The sequence below is a fragment of the Terribacillus aidingensis genome, assembly GCF_040703035.1.
GTDB lineage: Bacteria > Bacillota > Bacilli > Bacillales > Amphibacillaceae > Terribacillus.
Genome location: NZ_CP159996.1, coordinates 441941 through 456129, shown reverse-complemented (window position 1 = coordinate 456129; position 14189 = coordinate 441941). Strand labels below are relative to the sequence as shown.

9 protein-coding genes, 13 tRNA genes and 3 rRNA genes are annotated in these 14189 nt (G+C 47.6%); 3 read left to right on the top strand and 22 right to left on the bottom strand.

The window, feature by feature from the left end:
* Nucleotides 1-23: 23 nt before the first annotated feature.
* Complete coding sequence (locus ABXS78_RS02550; protein ID WP_095223261.1) at nt 24-650, bottom strand: redox-sensing transcriptional repressor Rex; 627 nt, start codon at nt 648-650, stop codon at nt 24-26.
* 439 nt (nt 651-1089) lie between these two features.
* Between ABXS78_RS02550 and ABXS78_RS02545 the strand changes: the two genes are divergently transcribed.
* Nucleotides 1090-3045, top strand: coding sequence for an ABC-F family ATP-binding cassette domain-containing protein (locus ABXS78_RS02545; RefSeq protein WP_366248774.1), 1956 nt, complete (start codon nt 1090-1092; stop codon nt 3043-3045).
* Nucleotides 3046-3241: 196 nt separating this feature from the next.
* Here the strand turns inward: ABXS78_RS02545 and tsaD are convergent, their stop codons facing one another.
* The 4 genes from tsaD to tsaE are packed head-to-tail and all read right to left on the bottom strand — an operon-like array spanning nt 3242 to nt 5839.
* Nucleotides 3242-4249 carry a tRNA (adenosine(37)-N6)-threonylcarbamoyltransferase complex transferase subunit TsaD gene (gene tsaD / locus ABXS78_RS02540; protein WP_366248773.1) on the bottom strand — a complete coding sequence of 336 codons (1008 nt, stop codon included), beginning with the start codon at nt 4247-4249 and terminating at the stop codon, nt 3242-3244.
* The gene (gene rimI / locus ABXS78_RS02535; RefSeq protein WP_366249856.1) at nt 4246-4695 is read right to left on the bottom strand and encodes a ribosomal protein S18-alanine N-acetyltransferase; all 450 of its coding nucleotides are present in this window, start codon (nt 4693-4695) and stop codon (nt 4246-4248) included. Before rimI ends, tsaD begins: the two co-directional genes overlap by 4 nt.
* Nucleotides 4692-5390, bottom strand: coding sequence for a tRNA (adenosine(37)-N6)-threonylcarbamoyltransferase complex dimerization subunit type 1 TsaB (gene tsaB / locus ABXS78_RS02530; protein WP_366248772.1), 699 nt, complete (start codon nt 5388-5390; stop codon nt 4692-4694). The genes rimI and tsaB overlap by 4 nt, the downstream gene beginning before the upstream one ends.
* Nucleotides 5387-5839 (bottom strand): tRNA (adenosine(37)-N6)-threonylcarbamoyltransferase complex ATPase subunit type 1 TsaE, encoded by a 453-nt coding sequence (gene tsaE, locus ABXS78_RS02525; RefSeq protein WP_366248771.1) that lies wholly within the window; start codon nt 5837-5839, stop codon nt 5387-5389. The genes tsaB and tsaE overlap by 4 nt, the downstream gene beginning before the upstream one ends.
* A 143-nt stretch (nt 5840-5982) precedes the next feature.
* On the opposite strand from tsaE, the gene ABXS78_RS02520 reads away from it, so the two are divergent.
* Entirely contained in the window at nt 5983-6765 is a 783-nt protein-coding gene (locus tag ABXS78_RS02520) for a hypothetical protein (protein WP_366248770.1), read from the top strand.
* A gap of 45 nt (nt 6766-6810) precedes the next feature.
* Here the strand turns inward: ABXS78_RS02520 and ABXS78_RS02515 are convergent.
* The 17 genes from ABXS78_RS02515 to ABXS78_RS02435 all read right to left on the bottom strand — a co-directional run bounded on the left by ABXS78_RS02515 (nt 6811) and on the right by ABXS78_RS02435 (nt 13950).
* Nucleotides 6811-6887 (bottom strand) — tRNA-Asp (locus ABXS78_RS02515).
* 55 nt (nt 6888-6942) lie between these two features.
* Nucleotides 6943-7017 (bottom strand) — tRNA-Met (locus ABXS78_RS02510).
* A 21-nt stretch (nt 7018-7038) separates the two neighbouring features.
* Nucleotides 7039-7151, bottom strand: a 5S ribosomal RNA gene (gene rrf, locus ABXS78_RS02505).
* Nucleotides 7152-7433: 282 nt separating this feature from the next.
* Nucleotides 7434-10358: ribosomal RNA gene (locus ABXS78_RS02500) — 23S ribosomal RNA — on the bottom strand.
* A gap of 178 nt (nt 10359-10536) precedes the next feature.
* A 16S ribosomal RNA gene (locus tag ABXS78_RS02495) occupies nt 10537-12098 on the bottom strand.
* Together the 16S, 23S and 5S rRNA genes with 13 tRNA genes alongside form the textbook arrangement of a ribosomal RNA operon.
* A 96-nt stretch (nt 12099-12194) precedes the next feature.
* A tRNA-Ile gene (locus ABXS78_RS02490) sits at nt 12195-12271 on the bottom strand.
* Between the two features lie 21 nt (nt 12272-12292).
* Nucleotides 12293-12366, bottom strand: a tRNA-Gly gene (locus tag ABXS78_RS02485).
* A gap of 35 nt (nt 12367-12401) precedes the next feature.
* Nucleotides 12402-12478 (bottom strand) — tRNA-Pro (locus ABXS78_RS02480).
* Nucleotides 12479-12487: 9 nt separating this feature from the next.
* Nucleotides 12488-12564 (bottom strand) — tRNA-Arg (locus ABXS78_RS02475).
* 58 nt (nt 12565-12622) lie between these two features.
* Nucleotides 12623-12709, bottom strand: a tRNA-Leu gene (locus ABXS78_RS02470).
* A gap of 76 nt (nt 12710-12785) precedes the next feature.
* Nucleotides 12786-12858: transfer RNA gene (locus tag ABXS78_RS02465), tRNA-Lys, on the bottom strand.
* Nucleotides 12859-12874: 16 nt separating this feature from the next.
* Nucleotides 12875-12945: transfer RNA gene (locus ABXS78_RS02460), tRNA-Gln, on the bottom strand.
* 5 nt (nt 12946-12950) lie between these two features.
* A tRNA-Asp gene (locus ABXS78_RS02455) sits at nt 12951-13027 on the bottom strand.
* 30 nt (nt 13028-13057) lie between these two features.
* Nucleotides 13058-13129 (bottom strand) — tRNA-Glu (locus tag ABXS78_RS02450).
* An 8-nt stretch (nt 13130-13137) separates the two neighbouring features.
* Nucleotides 13138-13228: transfer RNA gene (locus tag ABXS78_RS02445), tRNA-Ser, on the bottom strand.
* Nucleotides 13229-13230: 2 nt separating this feature from the next.
* Nucleotides 13231-13305, bottom strand: a tRNA-Asn gene (locus tag ABXS78_RS02440).
* A 168-nt stretch (nt 13306-13473) separates the two neighbouring features.
* Complete coding sequence (locus ABXS78_RS02435) at nt 13474-13950, bottom strand: SprT family protein (protein WP_366248769.1); 477 nt, start codon at nt 13948-13950, stop codon at nt 13474-13476.
* A gap of 88 nt (nt 13951-14038) precedes the next feature.
* Here ABXS78_RS02435 and cmpA point away from each other — a divergent pair, with 88 nt between their 5' ends.
* A complete protein-coding gene (gene cmpA / locus ABXS78_RS02430; RefSeq protein WP_095224073.1) occupies nt 14039-14161 on the top strand; it encodes a cortex morphogenetic protein CmpA in 123 nt (40 codons plus the stop codon).
* The last annotated feature ends 28 nt before the right edge of the window (nt 14162-14189 follow it).

The following is a 14189-nucleotide window of genomic DNA, read 5'->3' as shown; positions in this document are numbered from 1 at the left end:
CCTCTGTATGAGAGGTGCTTGAATTAATAATGCTTCAAAAAATAAACTAATGACTGCAATTCAATAGCCAAATCGATATGGTGAACACGAATATTGCTCGGTACCGCAATACGCGCTGGCGTAAAGTTCAGGATTCCAGCAATACCGCATTCGACAAGACGATCGGTGATTGCTTGTGCAGCATGCGCTGGCACCGTCAGGATCGCTGCACTAACATTGCTGATATATTGTTCCAGATCGTCGATATGGTATACAGGGACACCACCGATATTATGATCAACTTTTCCTGGATCCGTATCGAAAGCCATTTCTATTTTTGTATTGTTATTCTTCGTAAAGTTATAATTCAGGAAAGCTGTTCCAAGATTACCGACCCCGATGAGCGCCACTCTTGTGATCTCATCTTGATCTAGTGTTTTCCGGAAGAAGTTCAGCAAGTACTCTACATTATAACCATAGCCTTTTTTACCAAGTGCTCCGAAATAGGAAAAGTCCCGGCGGATTGTAGCTGAGTCTACTTTAACCGATTCACTGAGTTCTTTTGAAGAGACTCTTGTCTTCCCCTGCAGATGCAGACTGTTCAGAAATCGATAATAAAGCGGCAACCGCTTTGCCGTAGCTTTTGGTATTTTATTTTGGTCCATATACATGCTCATTTATCCTCCTAAAGCCTGCAGCTTCCAGAAGGGAACTTCGTGCAGCCATGCAGCTGATCAAAAAGGCCTATCGGACTAGAACGCTTTCGTTCTGTTACCTTCTGTCGTATATGATCAGCACCTATTCCTAAAGAATGGAATAATGGATGCAGACAGGTTCCTTTCTCGCATCTGTAAGGAGTTGCAGATGCTGCCTGCGGCTTCGTCCTTGAATTGTTACATATGATACTTTCACAAAGTACGATTATAGTTAACAACTTATTCTAACAGATTTGAGAAGGAAAGTCTTGTACAGATTCACAAAGACGTACCTTGTCTCCATTTTAACAAATTCATTTCTGATGTCCATCAGCATGAATGCGAAAAGCGCTGGAATTCGGTGCTTGCTACTGTTTTGTCACATAGGATACACTGATAGTATGAGGTGAACAGAATGATTTTATTGCAAGCTAACAATATAACGAAACTATTTGGCGCAGACGTCATTTTATCTAATATAAAACTGGAAGTGCAAACACAGGACCGATTAGCCATTGTCGGACGAAACGGTGCAGGAAAATCGACCTTGCTGAAGATCCTTGCAGGGGAATTAAGCTATGACGAAGGAAATGTATTCTTAGCAAAGGATGCCACTCTTGGGTATTTGGAGCAGCATACCGGCTTGGAATCTGAAAAAAGCATCCTGGAAGAAATGAAAACTGTTTTCGCAGATCTTATACAGCAAGAGGAAGAGCTGCGCCGTCTGGAAGAAAGGATGGGAGATCCTGAACTTATTTCAGACGATACTGCCTACCAGCAGCTTCTAACCAATTATGATACAAAACAGCAGGCCTTCCGCTTGAACGGAGGCTATCAATATGAAGCAGATATCCGTTCTGTACTGAACGGTTTGAGATTCGGAGATAAGGACTTGTCCACACCGATAGGTTCATTAAGCGGCGGTCAAAAGACGCGACTTGCATTAGGTAAGCTTCTCCTCCAGAAACCAGACGTGTTAATACTGGATGAGCCGACTAACCACTTGGACATTTCTACCTTGGACTGGCTGGAAGGATATTTGAGCAGCTACCAGGGTGCTGTCGTAGTTGTATCGCACGACCGTTACTTTCTCGACAAAACCGTCAATACCGTCATTGAGATAGCTCATAATCACTCTGTTCGTTATAAAGGAAATTACAGTAATTATCTTGAACAGAAAGCTGCCAATTTCGAGCGGGAGCTGAAGCAATACGAGAAGCAGCAGTCCGAAATTAAAAAGATGGAAGAATTCGTCCAAAAGAACATCGCACGTGCCACAACGACAAAGCGCGCGCAAAGCAGACGCAAACAGCTGGAAAAGATGGAGAGAATCGATCGGCCGCTTCATGATGCATCTTCTGCGAAACTCACATTTGATATTGATCGGCGGAGCGGAAATGATGTATTAAAGGTAAAGGACTTGTCCTATCAGTATCCGGAAAGTACCTCCCCTGTCTTCGAACACGTTACCTTCCATATGAATCGTCAAGACCGCATTGCTCTTACTGGACCGAATGGAACTGGTAAGACGACTTTGCTCAAGACTATCATTGGAAAGCTGCCTGCTAAGTCCGGTCATGTGGAACTTGGGACAGGCGTCAGCATCGGCTATTACGACCAGGAGCAGACAGAATTGCATTCCTCGAAGAGTGTCCTTGCCGAGCTATGGGATGAGTATCCACTTATGGATGAAAAGGATATCCGCACAATTCTTGGCAATTTCCTGTTCACTGGCGATGATGTCCTCAAAGTCGTCAACACGCTAAGCGGTGGTGAAAAAGCACGTCTTGCCCTTGCGAAGCTGATGATGCAGAAATCAAATCTCTTGATCATGGATGAACCGACCAACCACCTTGATTTAGACAGCAAGGAAGTATTGGAAAGTGCATTAGCCGACTATCCGGGTACTATACTCTTTGTCTCACATGACCGATACTTCATGAATAAAGTTTCCACACAAGTACTGGAAATGGCGGACAAGCAGATTATATCCTACTTGGGCAACTATGATTATTTTATCGAAAAGAAACAAGAGAAGCAGGAAATTGCTGCTCTGGAGGCTTCTGCTGCAGAAACGAAACAAACAACTGTTACACAGGAGAGCAAATCCTCTTATCATCAAGATAAGGCAATAAAGCGGGAAATACGGAAACGGGAACGGCGCATTTCGGAGCTGGAAGAGAAGATAGCCGAACTGGAGACTGAGATTGAAAGCAATGAGACTTTGCTCACAGATCCGGACATTTTCCAGGATTATCAGAAGGCCCAGGAAATCACTGAAAAGAATGAGGAACTTCAGGCAACACTTCTGGAAGTGATGGAGGAATGGGAAACACTTAGCGAAGAACAAGAAAGTTATACACAAGACTAAATGCGTTTTCATTGTTGATTTAATGGGATATACACAAGGTTATACACAATATCCACAGAATCCACAGAGGTTTTCCACTGATTTATCCACTTCTTTACCTGGTACTAATAGTGGGTTTTAATAAGTTATACACAATTCAGAATATGTAATGTGAATAAAAAAAGCATCGTTTTCTTCATGAAAACGATGCTTTTTATTATAACGGCATGGATGCCTTGGCATTCATTGATAGATCAGCGAATTTCTCTTGCTGATAAAGAATGGATGCAGCTGCCCCAATCATGGCTGCGTTATCCGTGCATAAAGCAAGCGGCGGGATAAGCAGTTCAGCTTGCTTGTCCGCAAACACTTCTTCCAATGAAGTGCGCAGCCCTCTATTAGCAGCAACACCACCTGCAACAATGACTTGCTTAGCACCAAATGCTTCGGCCGCTCGGATTGTCTTCCCTACAAGCACATCCACTACGCTGGCTTGGAAGCTTGCGGCGACATCTGCTGGCTCCAACGTTTGTCCTTTTTGCTTAGCATTATGCAATGTGTTGATGACCGCAGACTTCAAACCTGAAAAGCTGAAATCATAGCTCTCCGGCTCGAGCCAAGCACGAGGGAAATCGATCGATTGCTCGCCTTCTGCTGCCAGCTTATCAATGCGTGGGCCTCCTGGATAAGGCAGCTGCAATGTCCTGGCTACCTTGTCATAAGCCTCACCAGCTGCATCGTCACGGGTCTCCCCGATTACTTCAAAGCTGCCATGTTCTTTCATAAGAACAAGCTCTGTATGACCGCCAGAAACGACCAATGCCAGCAGCGGGAACTCGAACTCCTGCTCCAAACGGTTGGCATAGATATGTCCTGCTATGTGGTGGACGCCAATCAGCGGTTTGCCGATGGAGAATGCCAGCGCTTTGGCGGCATTCACCCCGACAAGCAATGCACCGATAAGACCAGGTCCCTGAGTCACAGCAATGGCATCCAATTCTTCTTTCTGGATTCCAGCTTGCTCGATAGCCTCTTCAATGACGAGCGTAATCTGTTCCACATGGTGCCTGGACGCAATTTCCGGAACAACACCGCCAAAACGCTTATGGCTCTCGATTTGGGAAGCAACAACATTGGATCTGATGATCCTGCCTCCTTCGATGACTGCTGCGGCTGTTTCATCACAGCTTGTTTCTATAGCTAAGATAAGTTCTGATGTTTTCATAAATTCACCCACATTACAATCGCGTCTTCCTGATTGTCTGTATAATAGTTTTTTCGGATACCGCCTGGTACTAAACCAAATTTCCGATATAAATGCTGTGCTGGTATATTAGATACACGTACCTCAAGAGATAAACGATAAGCCCCTGCAAGTATTGCCTGTTCCATCACATGAGCAAATAGCTTCTCACCCAGTTTCTGTCCTCGAAAATTCGGCAGGATAGCAATGTTCGTGATCTGTGCTTCATCGATGACGAGCCACATCCCGCAATATCCAGCAATCACACCATCACTTTCAATGACAAAATAATTAGCAAACGTATTCTCCGTTATCTCACGTTCAAAGATATCGATGGTCCATGGAGTTGCAAAAGATGCTGTCTCGATTGTATAAACAGCTGGCACATCGGCTAATCGCATCGGGCGTACGGAAACCTGTGCGCTCACTTCTGCTGCTCCTGCTGCTTTAGCCAATTTGATTCCGCCTCTGTCACACGAACATAATTCGGTACGATTTGGTGTACATCATCTGTTTTCCTTGCCGCTCCTATTTGAGCAAGTACAGAGGGACGAGCATAATGTACAGCTGCTTCCGGGATTACGGCTTGATCACCCAGTACTTCCATGATCATACTGCGATACATGTCGATATCAGGGCTTAGAAACAATATCCTTTCCCCTTTTTCCCGCAGCTGTTCCAGCCAATTTGAGAATAGCGGATTGACGGTTTCTTCTACTTGTTCAAATGAATCACTATTACTGGTGTACAGGGCCGTATATACTTGACCTCTGCGTGCATCGAAGAAAGGACAGATATACCCTGAGAATAGCTCTCCTTGATGTGCAAGACCTTCCAGACTTGAAACACCGATAACGTCGATGCCAAGTGCCCATGCCATTGTTTTTGCAGTTGACATACTGATTCGGACACCTGTGTATGAGCCAGGTCCCTGTCCAACGACAATTCGATCTAGATCAGCAGGAGTCGTTTTTGTTTCCTTCATCAATTGCTCGATTGCCGGAAGCAATCGAACTGAGTGATCACGGTGTCCATGCATGACATGTTCGCCTAGTGTCACTCCATCTTTCACAATCGCTACTCCAAGCAGCTGATTGGAAGTATCCATAGCTAATATATTCATTCCGTTAACTCCTTACAAAGCTTTTCATAACGTTCACCAATCGGCTGCAGCAAGACTGTTCTTGCTTCTCCATCATGCTTGAGCGTAAGCTCCAGTCGTTCTTTAGGCAAGTAATCTTCAATGAATTGTGCCCATTCCACAATGGAAACACCCTCCCCTGAAAAATATTCCTCGAAACCGATATCTTCATCGCTGTCCTCTAACCGGTAAACATCCATATGATATAGCGGCAGACGTCCTTCATATTCCTTGATGATAGTGAAAGTAGGACTGTTTATCGTCCGTTTCACTCCTAGACCTGCACCAATTGCTTTAGTCAGTGTCGTCTTTCCTGCACCAAGGTCTCCTTCCATCGTGATCATATCTCCAGGCTGAAGCAGTTCGGCAAGCTTTCGGCCAAACGAATTGGTATCTTCTATTGTATGCATCTTCTTTATAATTTGGGTCATAACCGTCACCTGACTCACTTTCATTCTTTGTTCATCTATTCATCATAGCAAAATATAGCCTAAAAGCAAAAGCACAGAAACAAAAAGGCTTTCTTCGATTTATGGAGAATACTTATACTATCAGCCAATAAAGGAGTATGCATATGGAAGCATTAGAGCAAATGTACAACTACAGCTGGAATGGTGAGATGAAATCCTATCTGGACCAAGTCGATCTGAGCGGATACCAGCATGTCTGGATCGGACGCTTCGGCGGAAGCATCGCCCATGGTGCTTATAAGAACGAGAATGCTTGTCTTATCCTTACAGGATCCGATTGGGAGCTTGCAGTTGTCATGAGGGCACAGCATACAGTAGAAAGTGCAGCCTTCATTGCGGACTCCCTCATACTCAGACAAAGGAAGATTACAGAGACGCTTGATGAAGATGTTTCAAGCGCTATAAAAAAGATAGACAGCTTTCTGATGAGTATGTTCAACAGCGTACGATTCCGTTCTACAGCAGCTAAGGTGAACGGTAATGCTTCTTGCTTAATCGCCGTACGTAAAGCAGGTTATCTGTATTGGTTATCCATTGGGGAAAATTCGCTTTATCATCTAGTACCATCCCCAAATCACTACAATTCTGTCCAGCTGAATCAGCAAAACAGTGCAGGTAAAATTGGTGCTGATAATACGTTTGATCAAGTAGTACCCATCTTTAATATGGGAAGTGTTCCTCTTTCAAGCGGAAGCAACCATATCCTGCTCTCCACAATCGGATTACAGTGCTTTCCTGTATCTCCATATAAAAGTGCCTCCCGACTTCAGAGCGCTTTTAATAAGAGCGAGAGCATGCCGCATTTTATGCGAACTATGCTTGCAAATGCCCAGGCTGCAGGTGCAGCAGAAAGCATTACATTGATCGGATGGGAAATAAACATATAAAAAAAGCTTTAGGAGTAATCCTAAAGCTTTTGAACGTTTTATGTATGGCGGTCCGGACGGGACTCGAACCCGCGACCTCCTGCGTGACAGGCAGGCATTCTAACCAACTGAACTACCGGACCAATACTGCTACTATGTATTAGTGCAATAAAATTTCGTACAACCATTTTTAAAAATTGGTTGCGGGGGCAGGATTTGAACCTGCGACCTTCGGGTTATGAGCCCGACGAGCTACCCCTGCTCCACCCCGCGATAATATAAAGGAAATACTCGGCCTGGCAGCGTCCTACTCTCGCAGGGCGAACCCAACTACCATCGGCGCTGAAGAGCTTAACTACTGTGTTCGGCATGGGAACAGGTGTGACCTCTTCGCTATTACCACCAGACCTTACTTATCTTTTCCAAAGACAAGATATATTATACAATGTCTAATCAGGAAAAGCAAGTCTTTGAAGTGAACCTTCAAAACTAGATAAGAAACATGTCTTGCCAGACATTTCATGCGGCCAAGCACCGGAGTGCTTGGACTTTGGCGTTGACTTACTCGTCAGATCCAGCTCCGGGAACCAGAAACTCCAGTCTAAGCGATAGCCCTGCAAGGGTAAAACCACCCTTTCTGGCCTTTCACTTATTCTTGCGTTTCTATGCGGTTCCCTTCGCTTTTCGTTTTAGTTAAGTCCTCGATCGATTAGTATTCGTCAGCTGCACGTGTCACCACGCTTCCACCTCGAACCTATCTACCTCATCGTCTCTGAGGGATCTTACTCATTTAAAATGATGAGAAGTCTCATCTTGAGGGGGGCTTCATGCTTAGATGCTTTCAGCACTTATCCCTTCCGCACGTAGCTACCCAGCTATGCTCCTGGCGGAACAACTGGTGCACCAGCGGTGCGTCCATCCCGGTCCTCTCGTACTAAGGACAGCTCCTCTCAAACTTCTAACGCCCACGACGGATAGGGACCGAACTGTCTCACGACGTTCTGAACCCAGCTCGCGTACCGCTTTAATGGGCGAACAGCCCAACCCTTGGGACCGACTACAGCCCCAGGATGCGATGAGCCGACATCGAGGTGCCAAACCTCCCCGTCGATGTGGACTCTTGGGGGAGATAAGCCTGTTATCCCCGGGGTAGCTTTTATCCGTTGAGCGACGGCCCTTCCATACGGCACCGCCGGATCACTAAGCCCGACTTTCGTCCCTGCTCGACTTGTAGGTCTCGCAGTCAAGCTCCCTTCTGCCTTTGCACGCTACGAATGATTTCCAACCATTCTGAGGGAACCTTTGGGCGCCTCCGTTACTCTTTGGGAGGCGACCGCCCCAGTCAAACTGCCCACCTGACACTGTCTCCGAACCGGATAACGGTTCTGGGTTAGAATGTCAATACAGCCAGGGTGGTATCCCACGGATGCCTCCACCGAAGCTGGCGCTCCGGCTTCTAAGGCTCCCACCTATCCTGTACAAGCTGTACCAACATTCCATATCAGGCTACAGTAAAGCTCCACGGGGTCTTTCCGTCCTGTCGCGGGTAATGCGCATCTTCACGCATAGTATAATTTCACCGGGTCTCTCGTTGAGACAGTGCCCAAGTCGTTGCACCTTTCGTGCGGGTCGGAACTTACCCGACAAGGAATTTCGCTACCTTAGGACCGTTATAGTTACGGCCGCCGTTTACTGGGGCTTCGGTTCACAGCTTCGGGACGAAGTCCCTAACCATTCCCCTTAACCTTCCAGCACCGGGCAGGTGTCAGCCCCTATACTTCGCCTTACGGCTTTGCAGAGACCTGTGTTTTTGCTAAACAGTCGCTTGGGCCTTTTCACTGCGGCTTCTCCTTAAAAGAAGCACCCCTTCTCCCGAAGTTACGGGGTCATTTTGCCGAGTTCCTTAACGAGAGTTCTCCCGATCATCTTCGGTTACTCACCGTGCCTACCTGTGTCGGTTTGCGGTACGGGCACCTATTTCCTCACTAGAGGCTTTTCTTGGCAGTGTGAAATCAGGAACTTCGGTACTAAATTTCCCTCCCCATAACCGCCTGGAATAGTGTTGAGTGGATTTGCCTGCTCAACTTCCTCACGGCTTGGACGCGCATAACCAGCAGCGCGCTTTCCCTATCCTCCTGCGTCCCCCCATCGTTCAAGCGGATTTAGGTGGTACAGGAATATCAACCTGTTGTCCATCGCCTACGCCTTTCGGCCTCGGCTTAGGCCCCGACTAACCCTGAGCGGACGAGCCTTCCTCAGGAAACCTTGGGCTTTCGATGAAAGAGATTCTCACTCTTTTTTCGCTACTCATACCGGCATTCTCACTTCTAAGCGCTCCAGCCGTCCTCACGATCGACCTTCACTGCCCTTAGAACGCTCTCCTACCACTGACATCGTAGATGTCAATCCGCAGCTTCGGTGGTGTGTTTAGCCCCGGTATATTTTCGGCGCAGCGTCACTCGACCAGTGAGCTATTACGCACTCTTTCAATGATGGCTGCTTCTAAGCCAACATCCTGGTTGTCTAAGCAACGCCACATCCTTTTCCACTTAACACACACTTTGGGACCTTAGCTGGCGGTCTGGGCTGTTTCCCTTTCGACCATGAACCTTATCACCCATAGTCTGACTCCCAAAGTAGATTGATTGGCATTCGGAGTTTGACTGAATTCGGTAACCCGATGAGGGCCCCTAGTCCAATCAGTGCTCTACCTCCAACCATCATCCTTTGAGGCTAGCCCTAAAGCTATTTCGGAGAGAACCAGCTATCTCCGTGTTCGATTGGCATTTCACCCCTACCCACACCTCATCCCCGCACTTTTCAACGTGCGTGGGTTCGGGCCTCCAGTCAGTGTTACCTGACCTTCACCCTGGACATGGGTAGATCACACGGTTTCGGGTCTACGACCACCTACTATATCGCCCTATTCAGACTCGCTTTCGCTGCGGCTCCGTCTATACAACTTAACCTTGCAGGGGATCGTAACTCGCCGGTCCATTCTACAAAAGGTACGCCGTCACCCATTAACGGGCTTCGACTACTTGTAGGCACACGGTTTCAGGATCTATTTCACTCCCCTTCCGGGGTGCTTTTCACCTTTCCCTCACGGTACTGGTTCACTATCGGTCACTAGGGAGTATTTAGCCTTGGGAGATGGTCCTCCCGGATTCCGACGGAATTTCACGTGTTCCGCCGTACTCAGGATACACTCCGGAGGAAACCACATTTCAAGTACAGGGCTCTTACCTTCTATGGCGGGCCATTCCAAGCCGCTTCGTCTATATGGTTTCTTTGTAACTCCAAAGGAGTGTCCTACAACCCCAGAAGGCAAGCCTTCTGGTTTGGGCTAATTCCGTTTCGCTCGCCGCTACTCAGGAAATCGCATTTGCTTTCTCTTCCTCCGGGTAATGAGATGTTTCAGTTCCCCGGGTCTGCCTCGTATCACCTATGTATTCAGTGATACGTACTATCCAATAACGGATAGCGGGTTCCCCCATTCGGAAATCTTCGGATCAAAGCTTACTTACAGCTCCCCGAAGCATATCGGTGTTAGTCCCGTCCTTCATCGGCTCCTAGTGCCAAGGCATCCACCGTGCGCCCTTCTTCACTTAACTAATAACGCATGATAAATCTATAAATCGCGACAATAAATTGTCGGCTTTAAAGTTTGATGTTCTGGCATGTTGTTTCTTATCTAGTTTTCAAGGTTCACAAGAGAGATTGATCTCTCAAAACTGAACAAACAACCAATTACGATGTCTACTACGAAGTAGTAGTTCCAATTATCCTTAGAAAGGAGGTGATCCAGCCGCACCTTCCGATACGGCTACCTTGTTACGACTTCACCCCAATCATTGATCCCACCTTCGGCGGCTGGCTCCAAAAGGTTACCTCACCGACTTCGGGTGTTACCAACTCTCGTGGTGTGACGGGCGGTGTGTACAAGGCCCGGGAACGTATTCACCGCGGCATGCTGATCCGCGATTACTAGCGATTCCGGCTTCATGCAGGCGAGTTGCAGCCTGCAATCCGAACTGAGAATGGTTTTATGGGATTCGCTTAGCCTCGCGGCTTTGCTGCCCTTTGTACCATCCATTGTAGCACGTGTGTAGCCCAGGTCATAAGGGGCATGATGATTTGACGTCATCCCCACCTTCCTCCGGTTTGTCACCGGCAGTCACTCTAGAGTGCCCAACTGAATGCTGGCAACTAGAATCAAGGGTTGCGCTCGTTGCGGGACTTAACCCAACATCTCACGACACGAGCTGACGACAACCATGCACCACCTGTCACGCTGTCCCCGAAGGGAACGCTCTGTCTCCAGAGTTGTCAGCGGATGTCAAGACCTGGTAAGGTTCTTCGCGTTGCTTCGAATTAAACCACATGCTCCACCGCTTGTGCGGGCCCCCGTCAATTCTTTTGAGTTTCAGCCTTGCGGCCGTACTCCCCAGGCGGAGTGCTTAATGCGTTAACTTCAGCACTAAGGGGCGGAAACCCCCTAACACCTAGCACTCATCGTTTACGGCGTGGACTACCAGGGTATCTAATCCTGTTTGCTCCCCACGCTTTCGCTCCTCAGCGTCAGTTACAGACCAGAGAGTCGCCTTCGCCACTGGTGTTCCTCCACATATCTACGCATTTCACCGCTACACGTGGAATTCCACTCTCCTCTTCTGCACTCAAGTTCCCCAGTTTCCAATGACCCTCCACAGTTGAGCTGTGGGCTTTCACATCAGACTTAAGAAACCGCCTACGAGCCCTTTACGCCCAATAATTCCGGACAACGCTTGCCCCCTACGTATTACCGCGGCTGCTGGCACGTAGTTAGCCGGGGCTTTCTGGTTAGGTACCGTCAAGGTACGAGCAGTTACTCTCGTACTTGTTCTTCCCTAACAACAGAGCTTTACGACCCGAAGGCCTTCATCGCTCACGCGGCGTTGCTCCGTCAGACTTTCGTCCATTGCGGAAGATTCCCTACTGCTGCCTCCCGTAGGAGTCTGGGCCGTGTCTCAGTCCCAGTGTGGCCGATCACCCTCTCAGGTCGGCTATGCATCGTCGCCTTGGTGGGCCATTACCCCGCCAACTAGCTAATGCACCGCGGGCCCATCTGTAAGTGACAGCCGAAACCGTCTTTCCATTTCCAATCAGGAGAAAGGAAATACTATCCGGTATTAGCTCCGGTTTCCCGAAGTTATCCCAGTCTTACAGGCAGGTTGCCCACGTGTTACTCACCCGTCCGCCGCTCATTCCGCCAGAATCACCCCGAAGGGGTCAACTGGTTTCCTGCGCTCGACTTGCATGTATTAGGCACGCCGCCAGCGTTCGTCCTGAGCCAAGATCAAACTCTCCATGAAAGTTTTGATGCATTGCTCGTTAGAGCTGACGTTGATCTTTCGATCATGTCGTTTAGTTCGTAATTGGTTGTTTTGTTCAGTTTTCAAAGATCAATATGGTGGGCCTAAGTGGACTCGAACCACCGACCTCACGCTTATCAGGCGTGCGCTCTAACCAGCTGAGCTATAGGCCCATATCGTTTTTTAAAAAATAGTGGAGCGGGTGAAGGGAATCGAACCCTCGACATCAGCTTGGAAGGCTGAGGTTTTACCACTAAACTACACCCGCATATTTAAATGTTTCATTCGGTTGGATGGAACTACTGGTCGGGAAGACAGGATTTGAACCTGCGACCCCTTGGTCCCAAACCAAGTGCTCTACCAAGCTGAGCTACTTCCCGGAGAAATAATGGCGCGCCCGAGAGGAGTCGAACCCCTAACCTTTTGATCCGTAGTCAAACGCTCTATCCAATTGAGCTACGGGCGCTTATTAAGAACAACTTTTATATTGTATCATTTATCTCATAACTTGTCAACACTTTTTTTGGTGCGGCCGAGAGGACTTGAACCTCCACGGGTTATTCACCCACTAGGCCCTCAACCTAGCGCGTCTGCCATTCCGCCACGACCGCTTAAAGTCAAAAGAAAAATGCTGTCTGTGTTTCACAGCATCGGCAGATCTATATGATCACCCACACTTTAAACAGATGAGCCATGAAGGACTCGAACCTTCGACCCTCTGATTAAAAGTCAGATGCTCTACCAACTGAGCTAATGGCTCATAACAAAAAAGTAAGCTGGGCTAGCTGGATTCGAACCAACGATCACGGGACCAAAACCCGTTGCCTTACCGCTTGGCTATAGCCCAATAAATGGCGGTCCGGACGGGACTCGAACCCGCGACCTCCTGCGTGACAGGCAGGCATTCTAACCAACTGAACTACCGGACCGAGCCTTTAAAGACTCGTTATGAAAAACGATGACCCGTACGGGATTCGAACCCGTGTTACCGCCGTGAAAGGGCGGTGTCTTAACCGCTTGACCAACGGGCCATTTGAGATGGCGGAGAAGGAGGGATTTGAACCCTCGCGCCGCTTACACGACCTACACCCTTAGCAGGGGCGCCTCTTCAGCCACTTGAGTACTTCTCCATTGGCTCCACAGGCAGGATTCGAACCTGCGACCGATCGGTTAACAGCCGATAGCTCTACCACTGAGCTACTGTGGAATAGTTTTAATCACTTGTTAGCGACCTTATGTATCTTACAACATCTTTCGCTATGTGTCAACCACTTTCGTGATTTTTTCTTGCACCGTTCGTCGACGGCTTAATAAATTTATCATGGATTACGGAACACGTCAACACTTTTCTTGAAAGTTTTTGTTCTTTCTTGTTTTATTTCTCCAGTAACTCAGTATTCTCTAGCTTTTTCAGCTTCCCTCCGCATTTACCGCAACCATATTTACGCGTATTCACTGTCTTTCTTCGCTTATACACATGCTTGCATTTCGTACATCTATAATATAAAAGCTTCTTTTCCTTAACAGACGGAAGCATATTACAAAAGCGTGGTGACTTCGTTTGCCGAAGGAGCTCGCGGAATTCTGGATCCCTATGACCGTACCCCTTCCCTTCTATATGAAGATGGTAATGACATAGTTCGTGTTTGATAATTCCAATTGTCTCTTCCTGGCCAAGCTCCTGCAAATACTTCGGATTAATCTCGATTATCCGTTTACCCGGCAGGTACCTGCCTCCAGTCGTTTGCAGCCTATTGTTATACCTTGCTTTATCGACAAATGGTCGATTGAACCATGCGACGGAAATCTCTTCGACGATTTGCTGCAGATTATGCATTGTTATTTCTCTCATTAACGCAGGCACCTCCAGTTTCTGTTACGCATATGATACTGCAGACATTCATTTTTTCCGACATCCATAGGCTGCAGGAGGTAAAAGAATGCCTAATTGGTTGAAAAATCAACTATCACAAGCTTTCCTCACTAAAAACGTAAACCAATTGAAGGTTTTGAATCAATGCTGGTTCTTTTATAAACGGAAACAGCAGTCCAACGGCGGCTAAAGCCCCTGTCCCACGAGGGGAGAGGGGC